This window comes from Flavobacterium dankookense, from assembly GCF_004362665.1.
Lineage (GTDB): Bacteria > Bacteroidota > Bacteroidia > Flavobacteriales > Flavobacteriaceae > Flavobacterium > Flavobacterium dankookense.
In genome coordinates this window covers 64409-89772 of record NZ_SNXR01000017.1, presented here as the reverse complement: position 1 = coordinate 89772, position 25364 = coordinate 64409, and the positions used below count along the sequence as shown (strand labels likewise).

Sequence of the window (25364 nt, the reverse complement as noted above, 5' to 3'; positions counted from 1 at the left end):
TTAAAAAAAATCCCTAAAATTATATTGTCAATAACTAAAATAGAGTTGAACTCTTACTCAAAGTTAATCGAGTTTTTTAAATTCAATGGGCAAATTATTAATGAACTTAAAAAATCAGGATGTAAAGATTATAAAGTAACTGGGAATTGGAATTTAAAAGTTTGGTATACAATGACATTATGGGAGAGTGAAAATGAAATTAATACTTTTTATCGCAATGGAATACATGTAGAAGCAATGAAACAATCAAAAAAAATTTCATCTAAAATTCAATTCAAACGAATGAATCAAGTTGACTTAATTAGTTGGAAAAACGGAAAAAAACTATTTGAGAATAATTAATCAAAAAAGCAACGAACCAATAACCCTATTGTAAAACATTATTCGTGTGCTAAAAAAAAACAGAAATGGATAAATATTTAGAAACATTTGAAACTTGGGATAAAGTAGCAAAACTATACGAAGATAAGTTCATGGATTTGGATTTGTATAACGATACTTATGACGTGTTTTGCGATTTATTGTCGAAAAAAAAATCTACGGTATTGGAAATTGGTTGTGGTCCAGGTAACATAACAAGATATTTTTTGGCAAAAAGACCCGATTTAGAAATTCTAGGAACTGACATTTCACCTAACATGATTGAATTGGCAAAAAGAAATTGCCCGACTGCAAAATTTGAATTGGTTGACAGTAGAAAGATTGAAACTATTACGTCTAGGTTTGATGGAATTGTTTGTGGTTTTTGTTTGCCTTATTTATCTGAATTGGATGTTGAAAAGTTTGTAGTCAATTGTAAAAACTTGCTAAACAAAAATGGGGTAATATACTTAAGTTTTGTTGAAGGTGAAAAAGAAAAATCTGGTTATCAGCAAGGTAGTAGCGGTGATAGAACTTACTTTTATTATCATAATTTAGAGCACTTAACTAATCTGTTAGACCGTAATCATTTTGGAAATCAAAATTTGATACGAAAACGTTATGAGAAAAATGATAAAACAGAAGAAGTACATACGATCATAATTGCTGAAAATAAACGATAGTATGGATTTAAGCTTTGAGTTCCTTTATGGAAAGTCTAGTAACTTAAATAATACCTTTTAAAAAGAAAAAATAAACTAACTAAAAATGAAACGACTGACATTACTTTTGATTATTTCTATTTTCTTTTCTTGTAAAAAAACGGAAGACACGACGGTACAAAAGGTTGAGACTAACAAAACCGAGTTTGATTGGCTCGTGGGGAATTGGATTAGAAAAAATGACCAGGATGGGAAGCAAACTTTTGAACGTTGGGAAAAGAAAAGCAACACGGAATTTATTGGAATAGGTTACACTTTGCTTGAGAAAGACACTGTTTGGAAAGAGAATGTTAGGTTAAGTAAGACAGATACTCTTTGGGAGTTTGCCGTTACTGGGAAAGAAGACACGCAACCAACTGTATTCAAACTGTCTAAAGTTGATGAGCGTTCGTTTGTTTTTGAAAACAACCTCAACGAGTTTCCAAAACGTATTGAATATACCAATAAAGGTAATGCGTTTAGCGCAGTGGTTTCTGGAGATGGGATGACGATACCTTTCGAATTTGAAAAAGAAAATTGATGTTCAAATAATTAGTTGTAAAATGCATTAAAAACAATGTGTGAATTGGTTTTTCATTTGCCGAAAATTAATTTATATATTTACAATTCAGTAGAGATTTATCGTTACTTCGTTTAGTCTAACGTTCATTCGCAAACATTTTTAACAATCTAAAAAATACTTCATATCACTATGAAAAAATCACTGTTAATTTTAGTTACCATTTTATCCTTGAGCTGCAACGAAGATGAAAACAACAATCTAGGCAAAACTGCACTAAATTTAGTAACTGGAATTAATTTTAGAGAGACTTCAGACGATACACCGTTGCAACTTGGGAATCCAAATGTTTTAGTAAATAATTCGTTTGTGGTTTATCCCAACCCCGCAAATCAAGTTATTTCCATTTCTTCACAAGAAAATATAACCGACATTTGGTTTGTGAAATCGAATCCCCAAAAAATACATCAAAACGTGGACTTCAGTAGTATTTTAAATTCAAGTTTGTATGCTGAACAATTAATTGTATCGAATTCAAATTTTTCTATCAACGGACAATCTTCAAATGGTATTAGCTTGAATATAGGTGATTTAGAGAAAGGATATTATAAAGTTTTTGTAAAAATCGGAGGTGTACTATATTGGGATAATTTATACAAATATGAAAATCAAGGAAATAATGAAGAACAATTTAATGCTATAATTAATTTTTGGGATTAAAAACATCAAAAGTTTAAGTAAAGAGATTACAAACATCACTTCATAAAACATTTTCTAAACTATTCTTTCAATAGAAAGTTTTAAGTAAATTAAAAAATCCCAGCAATGCTGGGATTTTGTTTTATATTCCGTGGCTGTTTTCAGGCTCTTCGGTATCGATGTTGAGCATTTGCCAGAGTTTGTCTTTCAGTTCCGTTAGACCTTGGTTGGCTACTGAGGAAATGAACAGATAAGGAATTCCTTTGAAGGTTTTGTCGAGTTCTTTTTTCATTTCGGCTTTTAGTTCGTCGTCTAGCATATCGCTTTTAGAAACCACTATCAGTCTATCTTTGTCGAGCATTTCAGGATTGTATCGACGGAGTTCGTCAAGGAGAATATCGTATTCTTTTTTGATATCATCGGCATCCGCTGGAACGAGAAACAACAAAGTGGAGTTGCGCTCAATGTGACGTAAGAAATAATGCCCTAGACCTTTTCCTTCGGCTGCGCCTTCTATAATTCCGGGAATATCTGCAATTACGAACGATTGAAAATCGCGGTAAGCTACAATTCCTAAATTGGGTTTTAAAGTAGTAAACGGATAATCAGCAATCTTAGGTTTTGCGGAAGTTAACACTGACAATAGGGTTGATTTTCCTGCATTAGGAAAACCTACTAAACCAACATCTGCAAGTACTTTAAGTTCTAGAACTACGTCTAGTTCTTCGGCAGGCATACCAGGTTGTGCATAGCGCGGTGTTTGGTTTGTGGAACTTCTAAAGTGCCAGTTTCCAAGTCCACCTTTTCCTCCTTTGATTAGAATGCGCTCTTCGCCGTGTTCGGTGATTTCAAAAAGGATTTCGTCGGTTTCTTTATCGCGAACTACCGTTCCTAATGGCACTTCGATGATTTTATCTTCGCCATCGTGACCTGTGCTTCTAGAACTTCCACCATCGCCACCGTGTCCGGCTTTTACGTGACGGGCAAATTTTAAGTGAAATAATGTCCAAAGACCTTTATTTCCTTTCAGAATGATATGTCCACCACGACCACCATCGCCGCCATCTGGTCCGCCTTTTTCGATGAATTTTTCACGGTGAAGGTGTGATGAGCCTTTTCCTCCTTTTCCAGAAGAAACGTATATTTTTACGTAGTCTACGAAATTGCCCTCAGTCATTTTTTTTGATTTTAAATTGTTAGATTTCTGTATTGAAAAATTATCTAACTGACTTTTATTTTATTTTTATGGCTAGCTGTTTAGCCCTGATTGTAGTGGAAATCCTTTTTTGAAAAAAAAGATTGTAACGAAAAGCAGGATTATGGTTTACTCATTGCCCGAACCATTCGCTCCTAATTTTTTTATTCAGTTATTGATTTTACTAGTACTTTGTCTATCTTAACGCCATCCATATCGATGATTTCAAGTTCTAGTTTGTTCCAAATAAGTTTTTCACCTTGTGTTGGGATTTTGCCCATTTCGGTCATGATTAATCCGCTTACTGTGGTTACGTCATAATCGTTTGTAATTTCATCCATATCGAAGTACGTGAGGAAATCGTGTAGTGAATACAATCCGTCAACGAGCCAAGTTCCATCTTCGCGAGATAGCAATTGGTATTCGTCTTCATCAAAATCAGCAGCATCGCCAACGAGTGCTTCTAATATATCGTTTAGCGTAATTATTCCTTGAAAAATGCCATATTCATCGGTAACGAAGGCATAATGTACTTTTGATTTTTTGAAATTTTCGAGTGCTTTGTATGCCGAAGTGTGTTCGATTAAATAAACGGGTTCTTTGGTGATTTTTGTTAGATCGAAGTTTCCTTTTTCAAAGTTTGAAAAGAGGTCTTTCAACAAAACGACACCTTGTACTTCGTCAAGATTTTCGTTACACACAGGATAAACCGAGTGAAGTTCACCAAGTACTTTTTCCTTTAATTCTTCGATGGTGTCATCTGTAGAAAGGTACACTATCCACTGGCGGTGTGTCATTAAGGAGTTTACTTTTCTATCGCCGATATGGAAGACGCGTTCCACGATGTCTTGTTCAATTTCTTGCACTTCACCACTTTCGGCACTTTCTTTTATGATGGCTTTGATTTCTTCTTCGGTTACTTTTCCGTCGGCAGTTGGTTTTATTTTAAAAACGTTCAAAACAAAATCGGTAGAAACGGTCAACAACCAAATGAACGGTGCTGTGACAATTGAAACCATTTTCATAGGAACGGCTACAGCTTTTGCAATGGCTTCGGGATAATTTAATCCAATTCGTTTTGGTAATAGTTCGCCTAAAACTAAAGAGAAAAATGTTAAAACGACTACCACTACTCCAACGGCTATACTTTGAGAATATGGTTGTAACGACACAAAACCATCAAAAAATAGTTTGACATCGTCGGTGATTTTATCGCCTGAATAAAGACCAGTTAAAATTCCGATTAGGGTGATTCCGATTTGAACTGTGGAGAGAAATTTATTTGGAGAATTAGCTAAATCTAATGCTACTTTTGCGTTGGTGTTTCCTTTTTTTGCTGCACTTTCGAGACGACTTTTCCTTGCGGAAATCAGCGCAATCTCTGACATTGAGAAAACTCCATTCAATAAAATAAGGAGAAAAATTATAAAAATTTCCAATTGAAATATATTTGGTTAACCTAAAAAGTTTTTACTAAATTACAAATTATCTATTACTTTACTCAATCTTTTTGTAACTTCTTCGATGGAACCAATTCCATTGACAGCATGAAACTTTTCCTGCGCTTTATAATAATCCATCAAAGGTGCGGTTTTTTCGTTGTATTCTTGGTATCTATTTCGGATTTTTTCTTCGTCTTGATCGTCAGGTCTTCCTGAAGTTTTTCCACGCTCTAATAATCTGGCTACCAATATTTCATCATCAGCTTCTAATGCTACAGTTGCTGTAATGGATTGGTCTTTTGTTTCTAAAAATTTATCTAAAGCAGCAGCTTGTGCCAATGTTCTTGGGAAACCGTCAAATAAAAATCCAGCCGATTGTGGGTTTTTATCTACTTCGCTTTGAAGCATTTGGATGGTTACTTCATCTGGAACTAAATCGCCTTTGTCCATGAAGGTTTTGGCTAGTTGTCCTAAATCAGTATTGTTTTTTATGTTGTATCTAAAAATATCTCCTGTAGATAAGTGAGTTAGATTGTATTTTTCTTTTAAAAATTCAGCTTGTGTGCCTTTTCCTGCACCTGGTTTTCCGAAAAGAACGATGTTAATCATTTTTGTTTAGATTGTTAGATTTCTAGATTTCTAGAGTGTTAGATTATTAAAATTGTAAAATTATTGTGCTAATTGGTAAACGTCTGGTAGGTTTCTTCCAAGACCATCGTAGTCCAAACCATAACCAACGATAAATTTATTTGGAATTCGAATACCAACATAATCAAGTTTGATGTCTTTTTTGTATGCTTCTGGCTTGAAGAAAAGCGTAGCAATTTTTAAGTGTTTCACGTTTTTCTCTTTGAAAATGGCTTTTAATTCTTCAACGGTGTTTCCAGTATCTACAATATCTTCTACGATTACAACGGTTCTTCCTGTTAAATCTTGATTTAAACCTATCAATTGCTTTACTTCGTTGGTTGTTTGTGTACCTTCATAGGAAGCCATTTTTACAAAACTAACTTCACACATGCCACGGTATTTTTTCATCAAATCTCCCATTACCATAAAAGCACCGTTTAAAACACCAACAAAAACAGGCACATCGTCAAAGAAATCATCATCCATTTGTTTTGCCATATTAGCAATTGCAAAATCTATTTCACCGGAAGAAATAAATGGCTCAAAGGTTTTATCGTGAAGGTGTATCATTTTTTTTGAATTAAAATAAGTTGCAAATTTAAGGAAGTAGTAAAGATTAAGTACTAAGTTATTACGACTTTTTTGCAAAATAGATATATTTACAAAATGAATGTGGACTACTATAAAAATATTTCCAACTGCACTTGCTATCGCAAAGACAGAGAGCAAAATAGGAATTTGGCTTTGCGCAATACTGAATTTCTTGAAAAAGTTATTGAAGTTGCTTTCAATCCAAACGATAAAGCGCATCACAACGCCTGTGGGATTTTAGAATTAATCTGCGAACGGAAACTAAAACTTATCGTTCCTTACTTAGACGGTTTTTGTGACGTATTACCAAAACTAAAAAACGATTCTGCCATCCGACCAATGTCAAAAATTTGTTTGTTTATTGCCAAAAGTAATCATCGTTCCAACGGCATTAAACTAACCCAAATGCAGGAAACTCAACTACTCGAAACGTGTTTGGACTGGTTAATTGGTGATGAAAAAGTAGCTACAAAAGCCACTACAATTAAAACATTATTTGTTTTGGGAAAAAAATACGATTGGGTTCATGACGAGTTAAAAACCATACTGCAACAAGGTTATTCTGAACATAGCGCAGCTTACAAAGCAGTAACAAGAAACATTTTAAAAAAAATAGACCGATAAAATTATCCCTTAATCAATTGTTCTTTTTTCAATTGAATACTATCTTTGCGCAAACACAACTACAACATAATGAATTATTTCTCATCTGATTTTAAATTAGGAATTCTCGGTGGCGGACAGTTAGGCAAAATGCTATTGACGGAAACCCGAAAATTTGATATCCAAACGTATATTCTCGATCCAAGCGATGAAGCTCCAAGTCAATTTGGCGCAACAAAATTCTTTCACGGAAGTTTAATGGATTTTGACACCGTTTACAAATTTGGTAAAATGGTCAATCTGCTAACTATCGAAATTGAAAACGTAAATCTTGATGCTTTAGATAAACTAGAGGAAGAAGGTTTACCTGTTTATCCTTCGCCAAAAACCTTGCGATTAATTCAGAACAAAGGTCGCCAGAAGGATTTTTATGTTCAAAACAACATCCCAACTTCACCTCATCAGCGTTTTATTGATTTAAATGATTTGAGAAAATCGCTAGAAAAAGACGAATTAGAATTTCCTTTTGTGTGGAAATCTGCTCAATTTGGATATGATGGAAATGGTGTAAAAATCGTTCGTTCTGCAATAGATTTAATGAAACTACCTGACGTAGAATGCATTGCAGAACAAATGGTTCCGTTTAAAAATGAATTGGCTGTGATTATTGTACGTTCGGTTTCTGGCGATGTAAAAACCTATCCTGTAGTGGAAATGGAATTTCATCCCGAAGCCAATCAAGTAGAATATGTAATTTGTCCTGCTCGTATTGACGAAAAAGTAGCTCAAAAAGCAACCGAGATTGCCTTAAAAGTTTCAGGAGCTTTCAATCATGTTGGATTATTAGCCGTTGAAATGTTTCAAACCAAAAATGACGAAATTTTGGTTAACGAAGTTGCGCCAAGACCACACAATTCGGGACATTATAGTATTGAAGCGAGTTATACTTCGCAATTTGAAAATCATATACGTGCCATTTTAGATTTACCTTTAGGAAATACAAATAGTAAAGTTGCCGGAATTATGGTAAATTTGGTTGGTGAAGAAGGTTTTTCGGGACAAGTAGTTTACGAAAACATCTCCAACATCATGGCAATTGATGGTGTAACGCCACACATTTACGGCAAAAGAGAAACAAGACCTTTCCGAAAAATGGGACATGTTACGATTGTAAATGAAAATATGGATGAAGCCAGAAAAATTGCTGAGGAAGTGAAGAATAGTATTAGAGTGATTAGTATTTAGTGGTCAGTTTTCAGTCGCAGTTGGCAGTTTATTTTACCGCAAACTTGTCATTCTGACGAAGGAAGAATCTCATAACTTAGTGTAAATGATTAGAAAAATTGTAAATATCTGTTTTTATTCAATAATCACATTTTGTGTTTTATCATTTCTATCATTGATTATTTCAGTAATTACTAATAAAACCAATCATACATTTCCAAATTTTGAAATAGGGTTTCCGTATACATACTATTATCAGTTTCAAGTAAAAAATGAAAGTTGTATAGAATTACAACATGGAACATATAAAACAGGTATAATTTATAATTATTTACTTGGTTTGATTTTATTCATAGTCTTAAAATTTAAACAATTAAAAAAATGAGCAAAGTAGCCATAATAATGGGTTCCATTTCAGATATGCCTGTAATGCAAGAAGCCATCGACATCTTAAAAGGATTTGACATAGAAACCGAAGTAGATATCGTTTCGGCACACAGAACGCCCGAAAAATTATTTGATTTTAGTAAAAATGCACATACTCGTGGCGTTTCAGTAATTATTGCTGGTGCTGGCGGTGCAGCTCATTTACCAGGAATGGTCGCTTCGATGTCACCATTACCTGTAATTGGTGTTCCTGTAAAATCGAGTAATTCTATTGATGGTTGGGATTCGGTTTTGTCGATATTGCAAATGCCTGGTGGAGTTCCAGTGGCAACTGTTGCGCTAAACGGAGCAAAAAACGCTGGAATTCTTGCCGCACAAATCATCGGAAGTCATGATAAATGTGTACTAGACAAAATTATTTTCTACAAAGAAAGTCTGAAAGAAGCGGTAAATAAAGCTGCATCTGAATTGAAAAATATATAATTGCACAAAGTCACACGAAGTTAAACACAGAGTTACACAAAAATCTCTGTGAAGCTTTGTGAAAAAACTTTGTGAAACTCTGTGATACAAAAATGAAAATACTAACACAAAAATTCAATACAAAATACGATACTGCTCCATTTTCTCAAATTAAAATTGAAGATTACAAACCTGCTTTCATCGAAAACATTGCGAAAGCAAAAGCAGAAATCGATGCTATTATCAACAATCCAGAAACTCCAACATTCGAAAACACGATTGAAGCATTGGATTTTTCTGGTGATGCATTAGACCGATTATCATCGATTTTCTTCAATTTGAATTCGGCGGAAACTTGTGACGAAATGCAAAAAATCGCTCAAGAAGTAACGCCATTATTAACCGAATTCAGTAACGACATCACTTTGAATGAAGATTTATTCAAAAGAATAAAATCGGTTTACGAGCAAAAAAATACTTTAAATCTTACAACAGAACAAGCGACTTTACTAGACAAAAAATTCAAAAGTTTTTCTAGAAACGGTGCTTTATTATCGGAAGAAAAGAAAGCTAAACTTCGCGAAATCGATACTGAATTGGCTAAACTAAAACTGACTTTCAGCGAAAATGTTTTGGCAGAAACTAATAATTATCAACTTCATATTACTAATGAAAACGATTTAAAAGGTTTGCCAGAAGGAACAATTGAAGCCGCAAAATCGTTAGCAAAAAGCAAAAATCTAGATGGATGGATTTTTACCTTAGATCATCCAAGTTATTTACCATTTGTAACTTATGCCGAAAATCGTGAGTTGCGAAAAGAAATTGCTATAGCAGCTGGAAAAAAAGCATTTCAAAACAACGAATTTGACAATCAAGAAATTACATTAAAGATTGCAAAATTACGTTTTGAACGAGCCAATTTATTAGGATATGAAACCCATTCTCACTTTGTTTTAGAAGAACGAATGGCGCAAAATCCTGAAAAAGTTAAATCGTTTTTAAATGATTTATTGGTTAAAGCAAAACCTGCAGCCGAACGTGAATTTGCTGAATTAACTGCTTTCGCTAAAGCATTAGACGGAATTGAAAAATTAGAAAAATGGGATGGCGCATACTATTCTGAAAAATTGAAACAGAAACTATTCAATTTGGATGATGAAAAACTGAAACCTTATTTTAAGTTGGAAAATGTCTTGAATGGCGCGTTTACCATTGCAAATAAATTATTCGGATTAACCTTTACCGAAGTTTTTGACATCGACAAATACCACGAAGAAGTTACCACTTACGAAGTAAAAGACGAATTCGGAGCATTAGTAGCCATTTTTTACGCTGACTTTTTTCCACGACCAGGAAAACGAAATGGCGCTTGGATGACGAGTTTCAAATCACAATACATAAAAGACGGAAAAAACGAACGACCACATATTTCCAACGTTTGTAATTTTACAAAACCAACCGAAACAAAACCATCTTTACTTACTTTTAACGAAGTAACGACATTATTCCACGAATTTGGTCACGGATTACACGGAATGTTAGCCAACACAGTATATCCAAGTTTATCTGGAACGTCTGTATATTGGGATTTTGTGGAATTGCCAAGCCAAGTGATGGAAAACTGGTGTTACGAACCCGAAGCGTTGTCATTGTTTGCCAAACATTATGAAACCGGAGAAATTATTCCGCAGGAATATGTAGAAAAAATCAAGGAAAGTGCGAGTTTTCAAGAAGGCATGGCAACATTGCGTCAATTGAGTTTCGGGCTTTTAGACATGGCTTTTCACAGCAATAATCCAACCGAAATTACTGATGTAAAAGCGTTTGAGAAAGCGGCATTTGAAGGTACAGCATTATATCCTGATGTTGCTGAAAATTGTATGAGCGTTTCGTTTTCGCATATTTTTGCTGGTGGTTATTCGTCTGGATATTACAGTTATAAATGGGCAGAAGTTTTGGATGCTGATGCGTTTGCGTATTTCCAAGAACAAGGTATTTTCAATAAGGAAGTAGCAACGAAATTTAAAGATAACGTACTTTCAAAAGGCGGAACCGAATTGCCTATGGAATTGTACAAACGTTTTCGTGGTCAAGAACCGAAAGCGGATGCTTTGTTGAAACGAGCTGGGTTGATTTAATTAATATTTATGAAAAAATGAAAATAAAAAAATGATTATAGTTAATAATTCTTTAAAAATAGAAAACAAAGAAGAAAAAGGAAAAGATTTATTAAGACAATCTTTCGATTTTATGCTTCAAAACAAATTTGAAATAGGCTATGAATATTTAAAAGATAGTATAAGACACACTACTTGTTATTGTTTTTTAGAAATTTGGATTAGAAAAAATAATCATATGATTGAAATTTTTAAAAATCAATCTACAAATAATCATGAATATCTATTTTGTAAATCTTTCGTTTTAAGTCAAAATATTGACACACTTGAAGAATCATTAGATTCAATAAAAAAGTATCTTGAAATAATTAATGATGAATTTGGAAATTACTTAATATCTCAAATTTTATTCAAGCAAAACAAAAATAATGAAAGTCTGAAGCATTTGGAATTATCTAATGATCAATTGGAGCTTAGTTGTGTGAAATACTCATTAGGAAAGCTGAATAAAGAAAAAAGAATTGAAATGTTTTACTCATCTTTTATGATAAATCCATTTAGTTTGTGTTGTTTAGAAGATTTTCACAGGATTTATAAAGAAAGTGATTTAAAACTAGCTAGCCCTATATTTCCTGAAAAAAATTCATTAATTGATATTTTTTGCAGAGAAAATATTTCACAAGAATTCAAATTAAAATATAAATTAGTACTAAAAAGTATTTACAAAAAAGACGGACTTTTCAATATTAAATCAATAAAAAATTTAAATAATTTTATTTTATTTTTAAAGGAAAATTTACAATTTTTCAATCCTACTTTGCATGAATATTTAAAATCATCACATGATTTTTATATAGAAAATCGCATAGATGAAGATTATTGCTTGAGGAATAATGTAGAGGAAGACTATTATGATGAAAATCTTGATTTCGACCAACAAGATCCAGAATTTTGGGATAATCAATAAATAATATTATAAAAATAGTAATCCTTGGTTGGGGTTCATTAATTTGGCAACCCAAAGAATTAGAGTTTGACAAAGTATTTGGATGGCAAAAAGATGGTCCGACTTTACCAATTGAATTTTCAAGAATCTCAAAAGATGGAAGACTAACTTTAGTTATTACGGAAAACGGTGCAAAAGTTCCTGTTTTATATGCTTTATCAAATCATCAAAGTGTAGAAGAAGCTGTTTTAAATTTAGCTGTAAGAGAAGGTTCAGGAAGAAGTAGTATTGGAAGTTATGATAAAACAAAAGATAAATTTTCGCATGATGTTATTTTCAAACAAAATATATTAGATTGGATAAAACATAAAGATATTGATGCTGTAATTTGGACAAATTTGGGTGAAAATTGGGAAGTAAAAAATGAAAAAGGCAAAATTATTCGTGTAATTCAACCTAATAATAGAATTGAATATCTAAAAGAATTAAAAGGCAACACAAGTGCTTTAGCAGAAGAATATATTCGTAGAACTCCACCTCAAATACAAACCCATTTTAGAAAATTGATTGAAGAAAAATTAAACTGGACACCAATTCAAAATGAATAAATTTGAGGACACCTATCAACATCCACTTATAGTTTGTAAGCACGAACTAGATTTGTCAGATATTGAAAATTTGGGTCAGTTTCTATCAAAACAAATGAAATTGTCAATTGAAATAGATGATAAAGTGTTTTTCAAGAAGAGAATTTATAATGCAATTGGAACTGGAGAAGCAAGATTAGTATCAGTAAAATCAACTTTGATTCCTGAAAAGAGATTTCATCTACAATTGGATGAAATAGTACTCTTTATCCACACAGATTTTATTGAAATAAAGTTTGATATCCCACTTGATTATTTTCATTTATCAGAATTAAAAAGTCGAAATGAACTTTTAGAAATAGATTTATTAAAAAATTTCTTTGGTCAACTAAAATCTATAGGAATTGATGAAGTTCATTTTGGAATTTTTAGTGAATTTGAAAAAGATGAAGGTTTTACTTATTGCTGGAAAAACATCTATAGAATAATGTCAAAGTATGACAACTATTTTGAACTAGAAATTTAATAATTTAAAACCACCAAAAATAACCACCAAAAAATCGGAATACTTTCTACCCAAAAAGAAGCATAATATCGTGACCTATTTTCATTTGAAAACAACAAAAACAAAATCGTAGTTAGTGCCAAAGCCAATTTCAAAGCAAAAAAATCCATTCTAAAATCAGTCGATAAAAATTCTAACAACACAAACAAAACCATCAATACAACTCCTACTCGTTTGGTTTTGGTTACACCAATTTGTTGCGGAACGGTTTTTAAATGTGGATCATCCAATCTTAAATCGATAATTTCGAAAATTAAAATCAGTACAAAAATTAAGATAAATCGTTGTGCTGCTACCAAAAAAACATAATGGGTAAAAGGTAAATTAGAATTGATTATCGGCAAAAAAAGTGTCACGCCAACCCAACATAAAGCCACAATGTAAATTTTTATTCCAGCCCAATTTCGGGCATTTTTTCGATTTGGGAAAAAAGGTAATGTGTACAACAAGGTGATACCCAAAAACACTGATGCAATGAATTGTGTATTCCGTTCGAGCCAAAAAAAACAATACACTGCCATCAATAAAGAGAAGAAACTCAAAACAGCAATCGCTTTCAATTCCAAGCGCATTTCGAGTTTTTGACTTCGAGCTAAAGCATCATATTTGACAAAATTATATCCTACGATTGTTCCAAAAAAGGCAAACGAAGAAACGTTTTCTATTAATTCAATTTCAAACAAACAACCTGTTAATCGTGTTAACGCATAAACAGATAACGCGACATGAATGCTGCTATTAATATAAAAATCAACTATTTTTTTAAATGTTTTCAATCAATATAATAGGTAAAAAAACAACACTCAAAGGAATAGACAAAATTAGTTTTAATTTTCATCTATTCCTTTGAGTGTTGACTAAAGAATAACTTTTATCTAATTAAAAATTACTTTTTTATAAATTTCTTAACTTCTGACTTTCCATCAGTTGTAAACTGAACCATATAAATACCTGGTTGCAATCCATTCACATTAATTTCAGGATTTATTAATAAACCTGCTTGTATCAACTTTCCGTCAATAGAAAATAATTTATAATCTACTGAATCATATTGATGAACAATATTTAAAATATCTGCCACTGGATTTGGGAAAACTTTGAAATTAAGTTTTGTGTTTTCATTTACACTTAAGTTTAATGAAACTCCTTTAACACTTATATTATTAAATGTAACTCTGTTTCCTAAATCTTCTGTCATGTTTGCACCTGTAAAACGTAGTCTTACTTTGAAATCAGCATTATTTACAGCTTCAACGATAGTAGACAAATCAACATTGAATAATTGGTAAGCCGCAGTTAACGGATAGGATGTTTGTGCTAAACCAGCCGATGTCCAACTTGGTGTTCCTGATACTGTTGAATATTCAACGGTGATAGCATCGGCAGCCAATTCATTTTTAGCTGCAAAAGCAAACTTAATATCTTTGTAACCAGCAGTTGAAACATTAAAAATCATAGCGTTTTCATTTGTTCCATTTTGGAAAGGTTGTTTGATTTGTAAACCTCTCATATTTGATGTTGCAAAAGGAATATTGCTATTCGCTTCTGGGATATAGTTGATATCCGTTGGGCTATTTCTTCTTTCCATAGATGCTTTTCTCCAATTTGGACTAGTAGCATCAAAAGGATAACCAATCAAACACGACTCATACTGTAAAACACCTTCGGCTGGAACTTCAAATCTTGAATTTAATGTTGTTAATGGTGTATCATTTGTTACCGTACTATCAAAAATCCAGAAATAAATTGGCACTTCTACCTCAACTAGAGTATCTGGAACAAAGTTAGCCGTTACACTAAAATTTGAAGTTGTAGTGATAGTGATTTCTGCTTCTGTACTGTTAGAATCGCCACTCCAATGACTGAATACAAATCCAGGTAGCGCAACTGCTTTTAAAGTAACTGGAATGTTTTGGAAATAAATTCCTGTCCAAGGATATGGATTGGCTGCTACACCTGGAGTTGATGAATTGATTTCGACAGTATTGATTTTTACAAAACCATGAGTAGCATCGCTTACATTTAAAGTAGCGTTGATGTCGCCACTAATACCAAATTTTGTTCTTATGTGTTCTCTTTGAATATTTGGTCTGACAGTTGCAAAATTTTCTATTACGTCTTGACTTTGTTGCCACCAAGTGTAACTTGAAGGTGCTGACCAACGGTTGATTTGTTCTTGAATTTCGGGTTCAATTACAGACGCAAATTGATTGGAAAGACCTATAACACGTTCTGGCAGAAAAAAAGTATTCATCATATCTGCAAAACGGTTTATAAAACTAAGTTTAAACTCGTTATTTTCTAATAATCGTCTTAATATTAAAGTTGACCATTCAGGATTTGGCCACTCTGTTCCGCCAACAGCCGTTGCAAACTCTAAGGTATTGTGATCGTTGATATCAAGCATTAAACTAAATCCAGCATCAGTATCTTTTATAGCTGTTCTCCATCTTCCGTCATTTCCGTAGGGTGCTTGAGGATTAAATGTTGTGTTCTTTCTCCAAAAAAGTGTGTTCCATCCTGGCCAATCTGTATTTTGAATAAAAATATTTGTGATAAAATAATCTCTAAAATTATCGGCATCTAGTTGTGTTTTTATGTAATCATAATTCGAAGCATTTACCAGAGAATTATTTTCTAAATAAGAATACATCGCTTGAAAATGAGTGTCACTTCCTTCATCCACTTGATATGCATCTGTAAGAATTTCTATATCTTGTTCGACAATCCCATATTTTCTCTCAAAGTAATGCCTATCTAGTCTTTCTCTTATGTTTAACATTCCCCAATATTCGCCATTTAACAATACAACCGATGGCTGATATGCCTGATTATCTAGACCTGTTTTCTCAATTAATTCATGAGTAAATGCATCTTTATAATAGGTATTAAAAAAATCATTCCCAGAATTTCTCAACACTAATCGTTTATAACTATTATAGTTTTCACCCGAAAAAATTGGATAATTAAATGTAGCCGCACCCAGTTCAGGTCTTGCATATAATCGTAATGACTTATTTTGCCACGCACGAGAACCACCGCCGTTTATTCTGATTCCTACTTGTTGATTTAAAACTTCGTTTCCGTTTACAAAATAATTAAAATGTCCCACTTGCTCTGTAGCATCGCCTGAGCGGTCATAGTTTGACTCTGAATAATACAAGGCACCAATGTCTGGATTAGCTACTCTCCAATTATCAAAATCAACACCTGCTACATAAATTCCATCGTTGTAGTCAAAAAATTTATTTTCATCCACACTGATTGATACTACCGGAATACTAAATTTCTGGTTTCCTTCTGGAGAAACGATGTAAGTTTGCGTTACAATTTTACTTTCTAATGCACCCGCTTTAAATACTCTAGCACGAACAACTGTAGCCTTAAAGATTGAATAATCAGGAATGTAGTAAGAAGGATCAAAATCAAAAGTAGATGATATAGTAGAAATATCATTGGGTTGACTCGTTCTATCTTCTATGGTCAATGGTGCTGTATATTGAAAGGATTTAAAACTATTAGTAGAAAACTCATCAATAGGTAGTTCTCCAAGACCAATTGGATATTGATTTTTATATTGATAGGTTGTTCCATTAAGGTTATCAATACTTGGATCTGAACCATCAGTAGTATAAACAATTGTAACAGTTGGATCAGGATGACTAATTGTTAGAGTAAAACTTTCTGAAAAAAATCCACCAGAAACAGAAAAAGTTGGCGCCGATAACACTTCTGAAAATCCTTCAGTAGTATTGCTTTCGCCAGGAGTTGGTTCTGGAAAAATGACAAAGGTTGGCGAACCATCCGTTTGTCTTCCATAAGTGTAATTTTGTGGAATAATCACTGCTGGATAACTATCAACAATAACACCATTACTATCCGTTAAAGTAATTGATTCTCCACCCGAACTGATTTTAAAATTAGTGTGTAATGGAAAATTAATATCGGTTCTGTTCTTGTCTGAACACCAAATTAATAAATGCTCTCCAGGTTCCATCCAATATTCTGGAAAAACCCATAGGTAAGGATTTGAAGCTAAATCGGTCAATCCATAACCCGCCAAATTTATTGGGCTAGCTGATGTATTATACAATTCTACCCAATCTTCATAACTTCCATCATCATCAGTAATTACTGCGGCATTAGAAGTTATTATTTCGTTTATAACTATGCCTTGTGCACTCACTTGGAACCCAAAAAACAATAGTAAAAACAATAAAGTAATTTTTTTCATCTTTGACTTAATATTAAATTCAAACCGAAATTATATAACTTTTTAGTAACCTTTTGATAAAACGGCTTAAAATCGTTGTATCGCTTTTTATCTCGATAAATAACCTAATGGAACAAATTTTATCGATAAAAGAATGAAAGAATTTTATGTTTTTTGTTGATAAACAACCTCTTTAGTTGATAAATAATAGCAAAATATTAGACTTTGTTTAGCCAATAATTAGAACTTTAATAATTACTTTTGTTGGCGTAAAAAACAATACCGTTCAACAACGGAACAAGCACAACTAAACCCACTTTTAGAACATCCATTTTAATGAAAACAGACGCTTTTGCATTACGCCACATAGGTCCACGTGAGAACGACCTAGAACAAATGTTTAAAACCATCGGAGTAGAAAGTTTTGACCAGTTAATTTATGAAACGGTGCCAGACAACATCCGTCTAAAAAAAGACCTAGACTTAGACGCTCCAATGACGGAATATGAATACCTAACTCACATTCAAGAATTAGGAAACAAGAATAAAGTATTCAAATCGTATATCGGTTTGGGCTATCATCCAGCCATAGTTCCTGCGGTTATTCAACGAAATATTTTTGAAAACCCAGGTTGGTACACTGCTTATACACCTTATCAAGCCGAGATTGCACAAGGTCGTTTAGAAGCTATTCTAAATTATCAAACAACGGTTATCGAATTATCTGGAATGGAAATCGCAAATGCTTCACTTCTTGATGAAGGAACAGCTGCTGCCGAAGCCATGGCGTTATTATTCGACGTTAGAACACGCGACCAAAAGAAAAACAACGTAAACAAATTTTTCGTTTCCGAAGAAATATTACCACAAACACTTTCTGTATTGCAAACACGCTCTACGCCAATTGGTGTAGAATTAGTAGTTGGCAACCACGAGAGTTTTGATTTTTCTGCCGACTTTTTTGGAGCCATTCTTCAGTATCCAGGCAAGTATGGTCAAGTACATGATTATGCTGGTTTCATCGCTAAAGCAAAAGCAGCAGAAATTAAAGTTGCCGTTGCCGCAGATATTTTATCGTTAGTGAAGTTAACACCTCCAGGCGAAATGGGTGCCGATGTAGTCGTTGGAACTTCACAACGTTTTGGAATTCCGATGGGATATGGCGGACCACACGCTGCTTTTTTTGCAACTAAAGAAGAATACAAAAGAAGTATGCCAGGAAGAATCATTGGCGTTACTATTGATACCAACGGAAACCGTGCATTACGCATGGCGCTTCAAACTCGTGAGCAACACATCAAACGTGAAAAAGCTACATCAAACATCTGTACGGCACAAGTTTTACTGGCGGTTATGGCAGGAATGTATGCTGTATATCACGGTCCAAAAGGATTAAAATACATTGCTAATAAAGTACACGCTTCAGCTGTAACTCTTGCTGATGCACTTAATAAATTAGGTGTATATAATGTAAACACTGCATTTTTCGATACCATTTCGGTGAAAGCTTATGCTGCTAATGTGAAAAATATTGCAGAGAAAAACGGTGTGAATTTCTTCTATCCTGATGCAGAAACTATTTCTATTTCGCTGAACGAAACCACATCTTTGACTGATTTAAATCAAATCATTGCCATTTTTGCGGAAGCAACAGGAAAAGAAAGTTTCCAAGTAACGGAACTATCCTCAACAAACAATATCCCAACTTCACTAGAAAGAACCTCATCGTTCTTAACCCATGAAGTGTTTAACAACCATCACTCGGAAAGCCAGTTGATGCGTTATATCAAAAAATTAGAGCGCAAAGATTTATCGTTGAACCACTCGATGATTTCGTTGGGTTCTTGTACGATGAAATTGAATGCAGCAGCCGAAATGCTTCCGTTGTCAATGGCAAACTGGAACAGCATTCACCCGTTTGCTCCTATCGATCAAGCGGAAGGCTATCAAATTATGCTTAAAAAGTTAGAACATCAATTGAACGTTGTTACTGGTTTTGCAGGCACTACTTTGCAACCTAATTCGGGTGCGCAAGGCGAATATGCTGGTTTGATGGCTATTCGTGCTTATCACCTTTCGCGTGGCGACAACCACCGTAATGTATGTTTAATTCCAGCTTCGGCACACGGAACAAATCCAGCTTCGGCAGCGATGGCAGGTATGGAAATTATCGTGACCAAAACGATGGAAAACGGTAATATTGATGTAGAAGATTTAAGAGCAAAAGCTATTGAACACTCTGCTAATTTATCTGCTTTGATGGTTACCTATCCATCAACGCATGGTGTATTTGAAAGCGCTATTTGCGAAATTACCCAAATCATCCACGACAATGGTGGTTTGGTTTATATGGATGGTGCCAACATGAATGCGCAAGTAGGATTAACCAATCCTGCTACTATTGGTGCAGATGTTTGTCACTTGAACCTACACAAAACCTTTGCTATTCCTCACGGTGGTGGTGGACCAGGCGTTGGACCTATTTGTGTAAACGAAAAATTAGTACCGTTTTTACCAACCAATCCAATTATCCCAACAGGTGGCGAGCAAGCCATCACGGCGATATCGGCGGCACCTTATGGTTCGGCATTGGTTTGTTTGATTTCTTATGGTTATATCACTATGCTTGGTGCCGAAGGTTTAAAAAGCGCTACCCAACACGCTATCCTGAACGCTAACTATATGAAAGTTCGTTTGGAAGAGCACTACCCGATTTTATATTCAGGAGAAATGGGACGTGCAGCCCACGAAATGATTTTAGATTGTCGCGCCTTTGAAGACAACGGTATTAAAGTAACCGATATTGCAAAACGATTGATGGACTATGGTTTCCATGCGCCAACGGTATCGTTTCCAGTGGCAGGTACTTTGATGATTGAACCAACTGAAAGCGAAGATTTAGCCGAGCTCGACCGTTTTTGTGATGCAATGATTGCCATCAGAAAAGAAATTGCCGAGTCAACCAAAGACGACGTAAACAACATCTTAAAAAATGCACCACATACACTAGCCATGATTACTGCAGACGAATGGGTTTATCCTTATTCTCGTGAGAAAGCGGCTTTTGCGCTTGATTATATTGCGGAAAATAAATTCTGGCCAACAGTGCGTCGTGTGGACGAAGCGTATGGCGATAGAAATTTAGTTTGCAGCTGTGCGCCAATTGAGGCATACATGTAATAATGATTAATGATTAATGATTAATGATTAATGGTTAATGATTTATCATTAGTAATTAATCATTGATAATTAATCACTAAAAAAAAGGGTTTCAAGTTTTTTACTTGAAACCTTTTTTTTTGTGTTTTATGACTTGAAATAAAAATAATATCACTTATCAAGATGTGACGGCAATTTTAGGGATTTGCGTTATAAAAAAACGATTTACTTTTTACCCATTAAAAAATAAATAATTATTATATGTCAAATTTATCTAACAATCGTATGAACATTACAGCAACAACAACGCAAATCACTGCCGTTAAAACCGCACTTCAAACCATCAACACCAACCTGCCATTCCTTACAGGGCTAACCATTGAGGAGCGCATCGCGTTACCTGCTATTGATGTTAACAACAAAGCTTTTACCGAAGACGCCATCCATGCTGGAGTAAACAATGTGCAACTCATTCCGTCGTATGTATCGGTTCCGAGTATTCAAAACGACATGACCTTGTTTACCCAGCTCGACGAAATCATTATTCTAGTAAAACAATTATTAGAAAAGCTGGAAGACACCCAACTACTGGCTGGAAGCGAGGCCTATACCTCTGCCCTAGCACTGTACAAACTATTTAGTTCTGCCGCAGATGCTGGTGTTCCAGGTGCTGATGCAATTCACAATCAGTTAAAACAACGCTTTGCGGGACAAGGCGGACCGGGCAAACCAGCAACCGATCCAAACAGCTAAAAAACAACAAACTATTAAGTAAAGCGCTTCGAAAGAGGCGCTTTTTTTATGCCTAAAATTTTAGTTTTAAATAATTGATTTTCAATGTTTAAAAATAAAAACTATGGCATAAGAACCAAGTAACTTATGTATAAAAACCAATATAGTTAGTTATAACAACCAACTAGCTTAGTTATAAGCACTAATTTTATTACGTATAACAACCAATATAATTAGTTATAATAACCAACTATACTGGTTATAGCAACTAATATAGTTAGTTAAAACAACCAACTAATTTGGTTATAATAACCAACTTAGTTAGGTATAAAAACCAACAAATAAGTAAAAAAGAGTTTTATTTATGGATTATTTTATTATTTTTGTTCCAACAATAGCACTAAAAGTATGATTGACAATAGCAAACGATATCAAAAAACAAGAAAAGGCGATCCAAAACATTTGGGTAACTACGTTCAATTTCATGTAGAAAAGAATAAAATAAAGAAATCGTACGTTTCTACTTTTTTAGGTATTTTACCTACTACATTCAACCAATATTTTAAGCAACCATCCTTTCAGTTTAATATCCTTTGGCGGATTAGCCTTGCAGTGAAGCACAATTTTTTGATGGAACTAGGCGAACAACTCAACATACCCTATGAAACCAAAGCCGAAAAAGCACTGAAAGTCCAACTGCTAGAAAAGGAAGAATACATAAAATCATTAGAAACCCAATTGAAGGTTTATAAAGGGATTCATAAAGTAACGGATTAGTTGTTGGGATTTTTTTTATATTTACAACAAATGCTTACAAACGACACTAAGCATTTGTAAACATTTACAAACGGAACATTCGCTTATATGCGAGTTATGTGCAATTTTAAAATGACCAACGAAAAAAGATTTAATTCAGATTTTTTTAAAATACCAAAGGTTAGAATTGGTGATGACTTTCTTTTGCATCAAAAGGAAATAATTGAAAAATTCCTATCTGAAGTAGAATCATTCGATGGTAGACTGAAGGAAAAGTTGCAAACAATTCAACCCAACATTGAACAACTTTCAAAAGCAATTCTTAATGCCATCAAGACGTTTTTAAATGGAGATACAATAGGTGCATACAAAATATTTGAAGAGGGGCTTGAGCAAATAAAGAAATATCTTTTAATTAAGGAAGGCGTGACTAACATTTCAAGTATAAAAGAACCTGAACAATTTTATAGGGCAAGAATAGGTTCTGATGTTCTTTTTAAAAGAGAAGAAATGTTTCACATTCCTTTTGAAAAAAGACATTTAGTCAGTTCTCAAAGGTATAGTTTACCAGGGATTCCGTGTCTTTATTTAGCAAATTCAACTTATCTATGTTGGGAGGAACTGGGCAAGCCTGATTTTGATAAAGTTCAGTTTTCTCGCTATGACTTAAAAGATTGTAAGCTTAAATTTTTAAATCTTAATCATACTAGTCAAGCATTATCGTTTATTGGTTTTGATAAAGATGGAGATATTGATGAAATGTCAGCATTTCTAATAATCCAATTTATTGCAACTTGGCCATTACAAGCAGCAGTATCAAATGTAGTATTTCATAGGGAAGCACCCTTCAAACCTGAATATATAATCCCGCAATTATTATTGCAATGGATTGTAAATCATAAAGAACTTGATGGAGTAAGATTTTTCTCTACTAAATACAATGGTAAAATTCCTGTACTTCATTTTGGAAATTTTTCAAACCTTGTCATACCGATAAAGAAAAGCAGGGATAAAGGATTTTGTGATGAACTAAAGGCGAATATCAAATTAACAAATCCTATTTCATATATGTATTCGTCATTAGTATTGCCACAAATGACAAGTGAAAAAATACCAGTAGAAGAAATGGAGATATCAATGCGACCAATTACAGTTGAAGTAAATGAAGACTTAAAAGCACCATATCAGAATACTAAATTTGGACAAATTGAAAGAATATTGGAATCAATTCAACCCAAATCAATTGAATAAAAAAGCGTATAACAGCACCTACAAGAAATTGGCGGTTCAGTGGTTCAATGAAGTTTTGTGCTTCGTATCATGTTCAGTGGTGGCAGACAGTTTACGTCTCCGAAATCGCCAACTTCTTGTAGCTGCAAAACGTTAGCTGCTAGTATTTGCCAAAAATTCGCAAAAAAATAAACTATGATAGTGAATGCAATAATTATAATTTCTTCGTTAATTTTTCTATTATTTTTCGTTGCTTTTGTATATGCATTTAATAAGCAAAAAAATGAAAATGCCGATATGGATAACCTTAGCTTTAAATTGAAAAAAATTAATGAGCTCATTACTGAGATTGGAGTAATTGAGCATTCAAATATAAAAGTTGAAAGACAAATAGAAGATGAGCATATAAATCTGGAAGAATTAACAAGGCTGTTTAAATATTCCAATAGTGAAGAATATTGGATTGAATTTATTATAAAAAATATTTCTACAGAAAAATTGACATTTTCACTAAATGAAATTTTAATTGTAAAAAATGACCAAAAAACTAAATGTAATTTAAATTTGCTATTTGAAAAAGTTCCTGAATATGTTGATCCACCATACGGACACAGATACTTTGACACACTTTCATATAATAATTATACACTAGGATCGAGTGGGTTTAAGTATTTTACTTTTTTTAGTAGATTCAAAATTGAGAGTACAGATTTAACAAATTTCAAAGAAAAAGATTTTATATCAATAAAAATAGATATAAATAAGTTTAATGAAAATTTAAATATTTACGAGGTAATTAAAAAAGTTGAATTCATAGAAAATTTTAAAAATATGAAATTCAAAAATATACAACAAAACGATGAAAAAATTGGAATTATAAAATGGCATAGTTAAAATAAAAAGAAATTATACCCGATAGCGCGGATTTGCAATCCGTGCCCACAAACAAAGACAATTTTCTAAAGAATGATATAAATCATTTTTATCAATTGCTAATTCGAGTAACTTTGTCTTTTATTTAGTTGCAATGAACGACATTCAAACCCAAGACGATTTATACTTATTAGTTGAAGCATTTTACAAAAAGCTACTGGCAGACGAATCCATCAGTTATATTTTTACGGAAGTAGTTAAGATAAAACTCGAGGAACATTTGCCTATATTGGTTACGTTTTGGTCGCAGGCCATTTTGGGTACTGGCGGTTATACCAACAATTTAACGCAAATTCACTTGGATGTGAATGCTAAGGAACACCTGTCGCCTGAGCTGTTTACCATTTGGCTTGACCATTTTTATACCACCGTTGATGAAAACTTTAAAGGAAGCAAAGCGGAACAAATAAAAACCCAAGCTCTCAATATTGCTACAGTAATGCAAATAAAAATTGCCAATCAATAATAAAAAAAACGGAACTAAATTCCGTTTTTTTTACTTTTTAATAGTTACTTTTTGATTATTCGCTTGGTACTAACCCCACCATTTTGGTTGACAATTTTTACTAAATAAATACCTATTGATAAATTAGAAATATCAATCCTATTTTTATCTGTTTTGGCTACAATTTTTCCAATACTATCATATATTTCTACCTTTGATAAAATACCATCATATTGAATATCGATAAAATCAGTAGCTGGATTTGGATATATTTTGAATTGATTTAAAGCATTCTCTTCTATAGATAGTGTTGGATTTTGAACACAAATATTGAAAGAAGTTGTTAATAATACTGCTTCGGTGTGATATACTCTTATGAAATAGGTTTCGCCAACCGTGAAATTATTATTCAAGTAAAACTCACTCGAAGTACTAGTCGAACTGTTATCACATACAAAACTACTTCCAGCACATGAACCTGACAGGATTTCCATTCCTAAATTTACTCCTACACCATTGGTTAATTGTACACTCATCGTTGGATCGGTAGCAATAAAACTATACCAAACATCTTGTAATGATGTTGGCGAACATGCTGTGGTTGTTCCTGTATTACTCGAACCACTAAATGTTCCAGTTGTTGTAACACAATTAGTATTTGGAGTTAAAGAAATTGAGTTTGCACATATATCATTTTGTGAATAGGATAAAACAAAAGAAAGTAAACAAAAAAGTAAGTAATTTTTTTTCATATTTATTTTTTTTACAAAAATATTATAATACTTATTAAAAAAACAAGTATTACTATTGAATAATTATCAATATTTTGTAAAAAAAATGATAATACAATAATTATATGCGCGC

The 25364-nt window shown here is 33.2% G+C and carries 24 protein-coding genes; 17 read left to right on the top strand and 7 right to left on the bottom strand.

Annotated elements, in window-relative coordinates; all coding sequences use genetic code 11:
* The first annotated feature begins 24 nt into the window (after positions 1–24).
* The 4 genes from BC748_RS12615 (at position 25) to BC748_RS12600 (ending at position 2301) form a co-directional block, all read left to right on the top strand.
* Positions 25–342 carry a hypothetical protein gene (locus tag BC748_RS12615; protein ID WP_133533862.1) on the top strand — a complete coding sequence of 106 codons (318 nt, stop codon included), beginning with the start codon at positions 25–27 and terminating at the stop codon, positions 340–342.
* 65 nt (positions 343–407) lie between these two features.
* Positions 408–1043 carry a class I SAM-dependent DNA methyltransferase gene (locus BC748_RS12610; RefSeq protein WP_133533861.1) on the top strand — a complete coding sequence of 212 codons (636 nt, stop codon included), beginning with the start codon at positions 408–410 and terminating at the stop codon, positions 1041–1043.
* 85 nt (positions 1044–1128) lie between these two features.
* Positions 1129–1602: a DUF6265 family protein gene (locus tag BC748_RS12605; protein ID WP_133533860.1), complete on the top strand. Its 474-nt coding sequence runs from the start codon at positions 1129–1131 to the stop codon at positions 1600–1602.
* A 171-nt stretch (positions 1603–1773) separates the two neighbouring features.
* Entirely contained in the window at positions 1774–2301 is a 528-nt protein-coding gene (locus tag BC748_RS12600) for a hypothetical protein (protein WP_133533859.1), read from the top strand.
* A 121-nt stretch (positions 2302–2422) separates the two neighbouring features.
* On the opposite strand, the gene obgE is transcribed toward BC748_RS12600, so the two are convergent.
* From obgE to hpt, 4 genes are all read right to left on the bottom strand, one after another.
* Positions 2423–3457, bottom strand: coding sequence for a GTPase ObgE (obgE, locus tag BC748_RS12595; RefSeq protein WP_133533858.1), 1035 nt, complete (start codon positions 3455–3457; stop codon positions 2423–2425).
* A 182-nt stretch (positions 3458–3639) separates the two neighbouring features.
* Complete coding sequence (locus BC748_RS12590; RefSeq protein ID WP_246014042.1) at positions 3640–4863, bottom strand: hemolysin family protein; 1224 nt, start codon at positions 4861–4863, stop codon at positions 3640–3642.
* Between the two features lie 90 nt (positions 4864–4953).
* Positions 4954–5526, bottom strand: a complete 573-nt coding sequence (locus tag BC748_RS12585) for an adenylate kinase (RefSeq protein ID WP_133533856.1) — start codon at positions 5524–5526, stop codon at positions 4954–4956.
* Between the two features lie 60 nt (positions 5527–5586).
* Positions 5587–6117, bottom strand: a complete 531-nt coding sequence (gene hpt / locus BC748_RS12580; RefSeq protein WP_133533855.1) for a hypoxanthine phosphoribosyltransferase — start codon at positions 6115–6117, stop codon at positions 5587–5589.
* A 96-nt stretch (positions 6118–6213) separates the two neighbouring features.
* On the opposite strand from hpt, the gene BC748_RS12575 reads away from it, so the two are divergent.
* From BC748_RS12575 to BC748_RS12545, 7 genes are all read left to right on the top strand, one after another.
* Complete coding sequence (locus BC748_RS12575; protein ID WP_133533854.1) at positions 6214–6762, top strand: hypothetical protein; 549 nt, start codon at positions 6214–6216, stop codon at positions 6760–6762.
* A 69-nt stretch (positions 6763–6831) separates the two neighbouring features.
* Positions 6832–7986: a 5-(carboxyamino)imidazole ribonucleotide synthase gene (locus tag BC748_RS12570; RefSeq protein ID WP_133533853.1), complete on the top strand. Its 1155-nt coding sequence runs from the start codon at positions 6832–6834 to the stop codon at positions 7984–7986.
* Positions 7987–8346: 360 nt separating this feature from the next.
* Entirely contained in the window at positions 8347–8835 is a 489-nt protein-coding gene (gene purE / locus BC748_RS12565; protein ID WP_133533852.1) for a 5-(carboxyamino)imidazole ribonucleotide mutase, read from the top strand.
* A gap of 92 nt (positions 8836–8927) precedes the next feature.
* On the top strand, positions 8928–10955 hold the full coding sequence (locus BC748_RS12560) for a M3 family metallopeptidase (protein WP_133533851.1): 2028 nt from the start codon (positions 8928–8930) through the stop codon (positions 10953–10955).
* 31 nt (positions 10956–10986) lie between these two features.
* The gene (locus BC748_RS12555) at positions 10987–11901 is read left to right on the top strand and encodes a hypothetical protein (protein ID WP_133533850.1); all 915 of its coding nucleotides are present in this window, start codon (positions 10987–10989) and stop codon (positions 11899–11901) included.
* A gap of 377 nt (positions 11902–12278) precedes the next feature.
* A complete protein-coding gene (locus BC748_RS14230; protein WP_162846472.1) occupies positions 12279–12488 on the top strand; it encodes a hypothetical protein in 210 nt (69 codons plus the stop codon).
* 94 nt (positions 12489–12582) lie between these two features.
* A complete protein-coding gene (locus tag BC748_RS12545) occupies positions 12583–12993 on the top strand; it encodes a hypothetical protein (RefSeq protein WP_162846471.1) in 411 nt (136 codons plus the stop codon).
* Here BC748_RS12545 and BC748_RS12540 read toward each other — a convergent pair.
* Complete coding sequence (locus tag BC748_RS12540; RefSeq protein WP_133533847.1) at positions 12990–13808, bottom strand: hypothetical protein; 819 nt, start codon at positions 13806–13808, stop codon at positions 12990–12992. The genes BC748_RS12545 and BC748_RS12540 overlap by 4 nt on opposite strands.
* 110 nt (positions 13809–13918) lie before the next feature.
* Positions 13919–17266: a CotH kinase family protein gene (locus BC748_RS12535; RefSeq protein ID WP_133533846.1), complete on the bottom strand. Its 3348-nt coding sequence runs from the start codon at positions 17264–17266 to the stop codon at positions 13919–13921.
* Between the two features lie 315 nt (positions 17267–17581).
* Between BC748_RS12535 and gcvP the strand changes: the two genes are divergently transcribed.
* The 6 genes from gcvP (at position 17582) to BC748_RS12500 (ending at position 24521) form a co-directional block, all read left to right on the top strand.
* On the top strand, positions 17582–20425 hold the full coding sequence (gene gcvP / locus BC748_RS12530) for an aminomethyl-transferring glycine dehydrogenase (protein WP_133533845.1): 2844 nt from the start codon (positions 17582–17584) through the stop codon (positions 20423–20425).
* Between the two features lie 264 nt (positions 20426–20689).
* The gene (locus BC748_RS12525; protein WP_162846470.1) at positions 20690–21157 is read left to right on the top strand and encodes a hypothetical protein; all 468 of its coding nucleotides are present in this window, start codon (positions 20690–20692) and stop codon (positions 21155–21157) included.
* Between the two features lie 387 nt (positions 21158–21544).
* The gene (locus BC748_RS12520) at positions 21545–21913 is read left to right on the top strand and encodes a transcriptional regulator (RefSeq protein ID WP_133533843.1); all 369 of its coding nucleotides are present in this window, start codon (positions 21545–21547) and stop codon (positions 21911–21913) included.
* Between the two features lie 111 nt (positions 21914–22024).
* Positions 22025–23143 carry a hypothetical protein gene (locus BC748_RS12515; RefSeq protein WP_133533842.1) on the top strand — a complete coding sequence of 373 codons (1119 nt, stop codon included), beginning with the start codon at positions 22025–22027 and terminating at the stop codon, positions 23141–23143.
* 174 nt (positions 23144–23317) lie between these two features.
* A complete protein-coding gene (locus tag BC748_RS12505; RefSeq protein ID WP_133533840.1) occupies positions 23318–24016 on the top strand; it encodes a hypothetical protein in 699 nt (232 codons plus the stop codon).
* Between the two features lie 133 nt (positions 24017–24149).
* The gene (locus tag BC748_RS12500; RefSeq protein WP_133533839.1) at positions 24150–24521 is read left to right on the top strand and encodes a group III truncated hemoglobin; all 372 of its coding nucleotides are present in this window, start codon (positions 24150–24152) and stop codon (positions 24519–24521) included.
* Between the two features lie 44 nt (positions 24522–24565).
* Here the strand turns inward: BC748_RS12500 and BC748_RS12495 are convergent, their stop codons facing one another.
* On the bottom strand, positions 24566–25252 hold the full coding sequence (locus BC748_RS12495) for a T9SS type A sorting domain-containing protein (protein WP_133533838.1): 687 nt from the start codon (positions 25250–25252) through the stop codon (positions 24566–24568).
* Positions 25253–25364 lie beyond the last annotated feature (112 nt).

Excerpts from the sequence above, each read along its gene's own strand:
- BC748_RS12610 (WP_133533861.1), top strand. The coding sequence starts at position 408 with ATGGATAAATATTTAGAAACATTTGAAACTTGGGATAAAGTAGCAAAA.
- BC748_RS12535 (WP_133533846.1), bottom strand. The coding sequence starts at position 17,266 with ATGAAAAAAATTACTTTATTGTTTTTACTATTGTTTTTTGGGTTCCAA.
- BC748_RS12605 (WP_133533860.1), top strand. The coding sequence starts at position 1,129 with ATGAAACGACTGACATTACTTTTGATTATTTCTATTTTCTTTTCTTGT.
- BC748_RS12545 (WP_162846471.1), top strand. The coding sequence starts at position 12,583 with ATGAAATTGTCAATTGAAATAGATGATAAAGTGTTTTTCAAGAAGAGA.
- BC748_RS12600 (WP_133533859.1), top strand. The coding sequence starts at position 1,774 with ATGAAAAAATCACTGTTAATTTTAGTTACCATTTTATCCTTGAGCTGC.
- BC748_RS12495 (WP_133533838.1), bottom strand. The coding sequence starts at position 25,252 with ATGAAAAAAAATTACTTACTTTTTTGTTTACTTTCTTTTGTTTTATCC.
- obgE (WP_133533858.1), bottom strand. The coding sequence starts at position 3,457 with ATGACTGAGGGCAATTTCGTAGACTACGTAAAAATATACGTTTCTTCT.
- BC748_RS12590 (WP_246014042.1), bottom strand. The coding sequence starts at position 4,863 with ATGTCAGAGATTGCGCTGATTTCCGCAAGGAAAAGTCGTCTCGAAAGT.
- BC748_RS12505 (WP_133533840.1), top strand. The coding sequence starts at position 23,318 with ATGATAGTGAATGCAATAATTATAATTTCTTCGTTAATTTTTCTATTA.
- purE (WP_133533852.1), top strand. The coding sequence starts at position 8,347 with ATGAGCAAAGTAGCCATAATAATGGGTTCCATTTCAGATATGCCTGTA.
- gcvP (WP_133533845.1), top strand. The coding sequence starts at position 17,582 with ATGAAAACAGACGCTTTTGCATTACGCCACATAGGTCCACGTGAGAAC.
- BC748_RS12560 (WP_133533851.1), top strand. The coding sequence starts at position 8,928 with ATGAAAATACTAACACAAAAATTCAATACAAAATACGATACTGCTCCA.
- BC748_RS12525 (WP_162846470.1), top strand. The coding sequence starts at position 20,690 with ATGAACATTACAGCAACAACAACGCAAATCACTGCCGTTAAAACCGCA.
- BC748_RS12575 (WP_133533854.1), top strand. The coding sequence starts at position 6,214 with ATGAATGTGGACTACTATAAAAATATTTCCAACTGCACTTGCTATCGC.
- BC748_RS12500 (WP_133533839.1), top strand. The coding sequence starts at position 24,150 with ATGAACGACATTCAAACCCAAGACGATTTATACTTATTAGTTGAAGCA.
- BC748_RS12585 (WP_133533856.1), bottom strand. The coding sequence starts at position 5,526 with ATGATTAACATCGTTCTTTTCGGAAAACCAGGTGCAGGAAAAGGCACA.
- BC748_RS12570 (WP_133533853.1), top strand. The coding sequence starts at position 6,832 with ATGAATTATTTCTCATCTGATTTTAAATTAGGAATTCTCGGTGGCGGA.
- BC748_RS12555 (WP_133533850.1), top strand. The coding sequence starts at position 10,987 with ATGATTATAGTTAATAATTCTTTAAAAATAGAAAACAAAGAAGAAAAA.
- BC748_RS12520 (WP_133533843.1), top strand. The coding sequence starts at position 21,545 with ATGATTGACAATAGCAAACGATATCAAAAAACAAGAAAAGGCGATCCA.
- hpt (WP_133533855.1), bottom strand. The coding sequence starts at position 6,117 with ATGATACACCTTCACGATAAAACCTTTGAGCCATTTATTTCTTCCGGT.
- BC748_RS12515 (WP_133533842.1), top strand. The coding sequence starts at position 22,025 with ATGACCAACGAAAAAAGATTTAATTCAGATTTTTTTAAAATACCAAAG.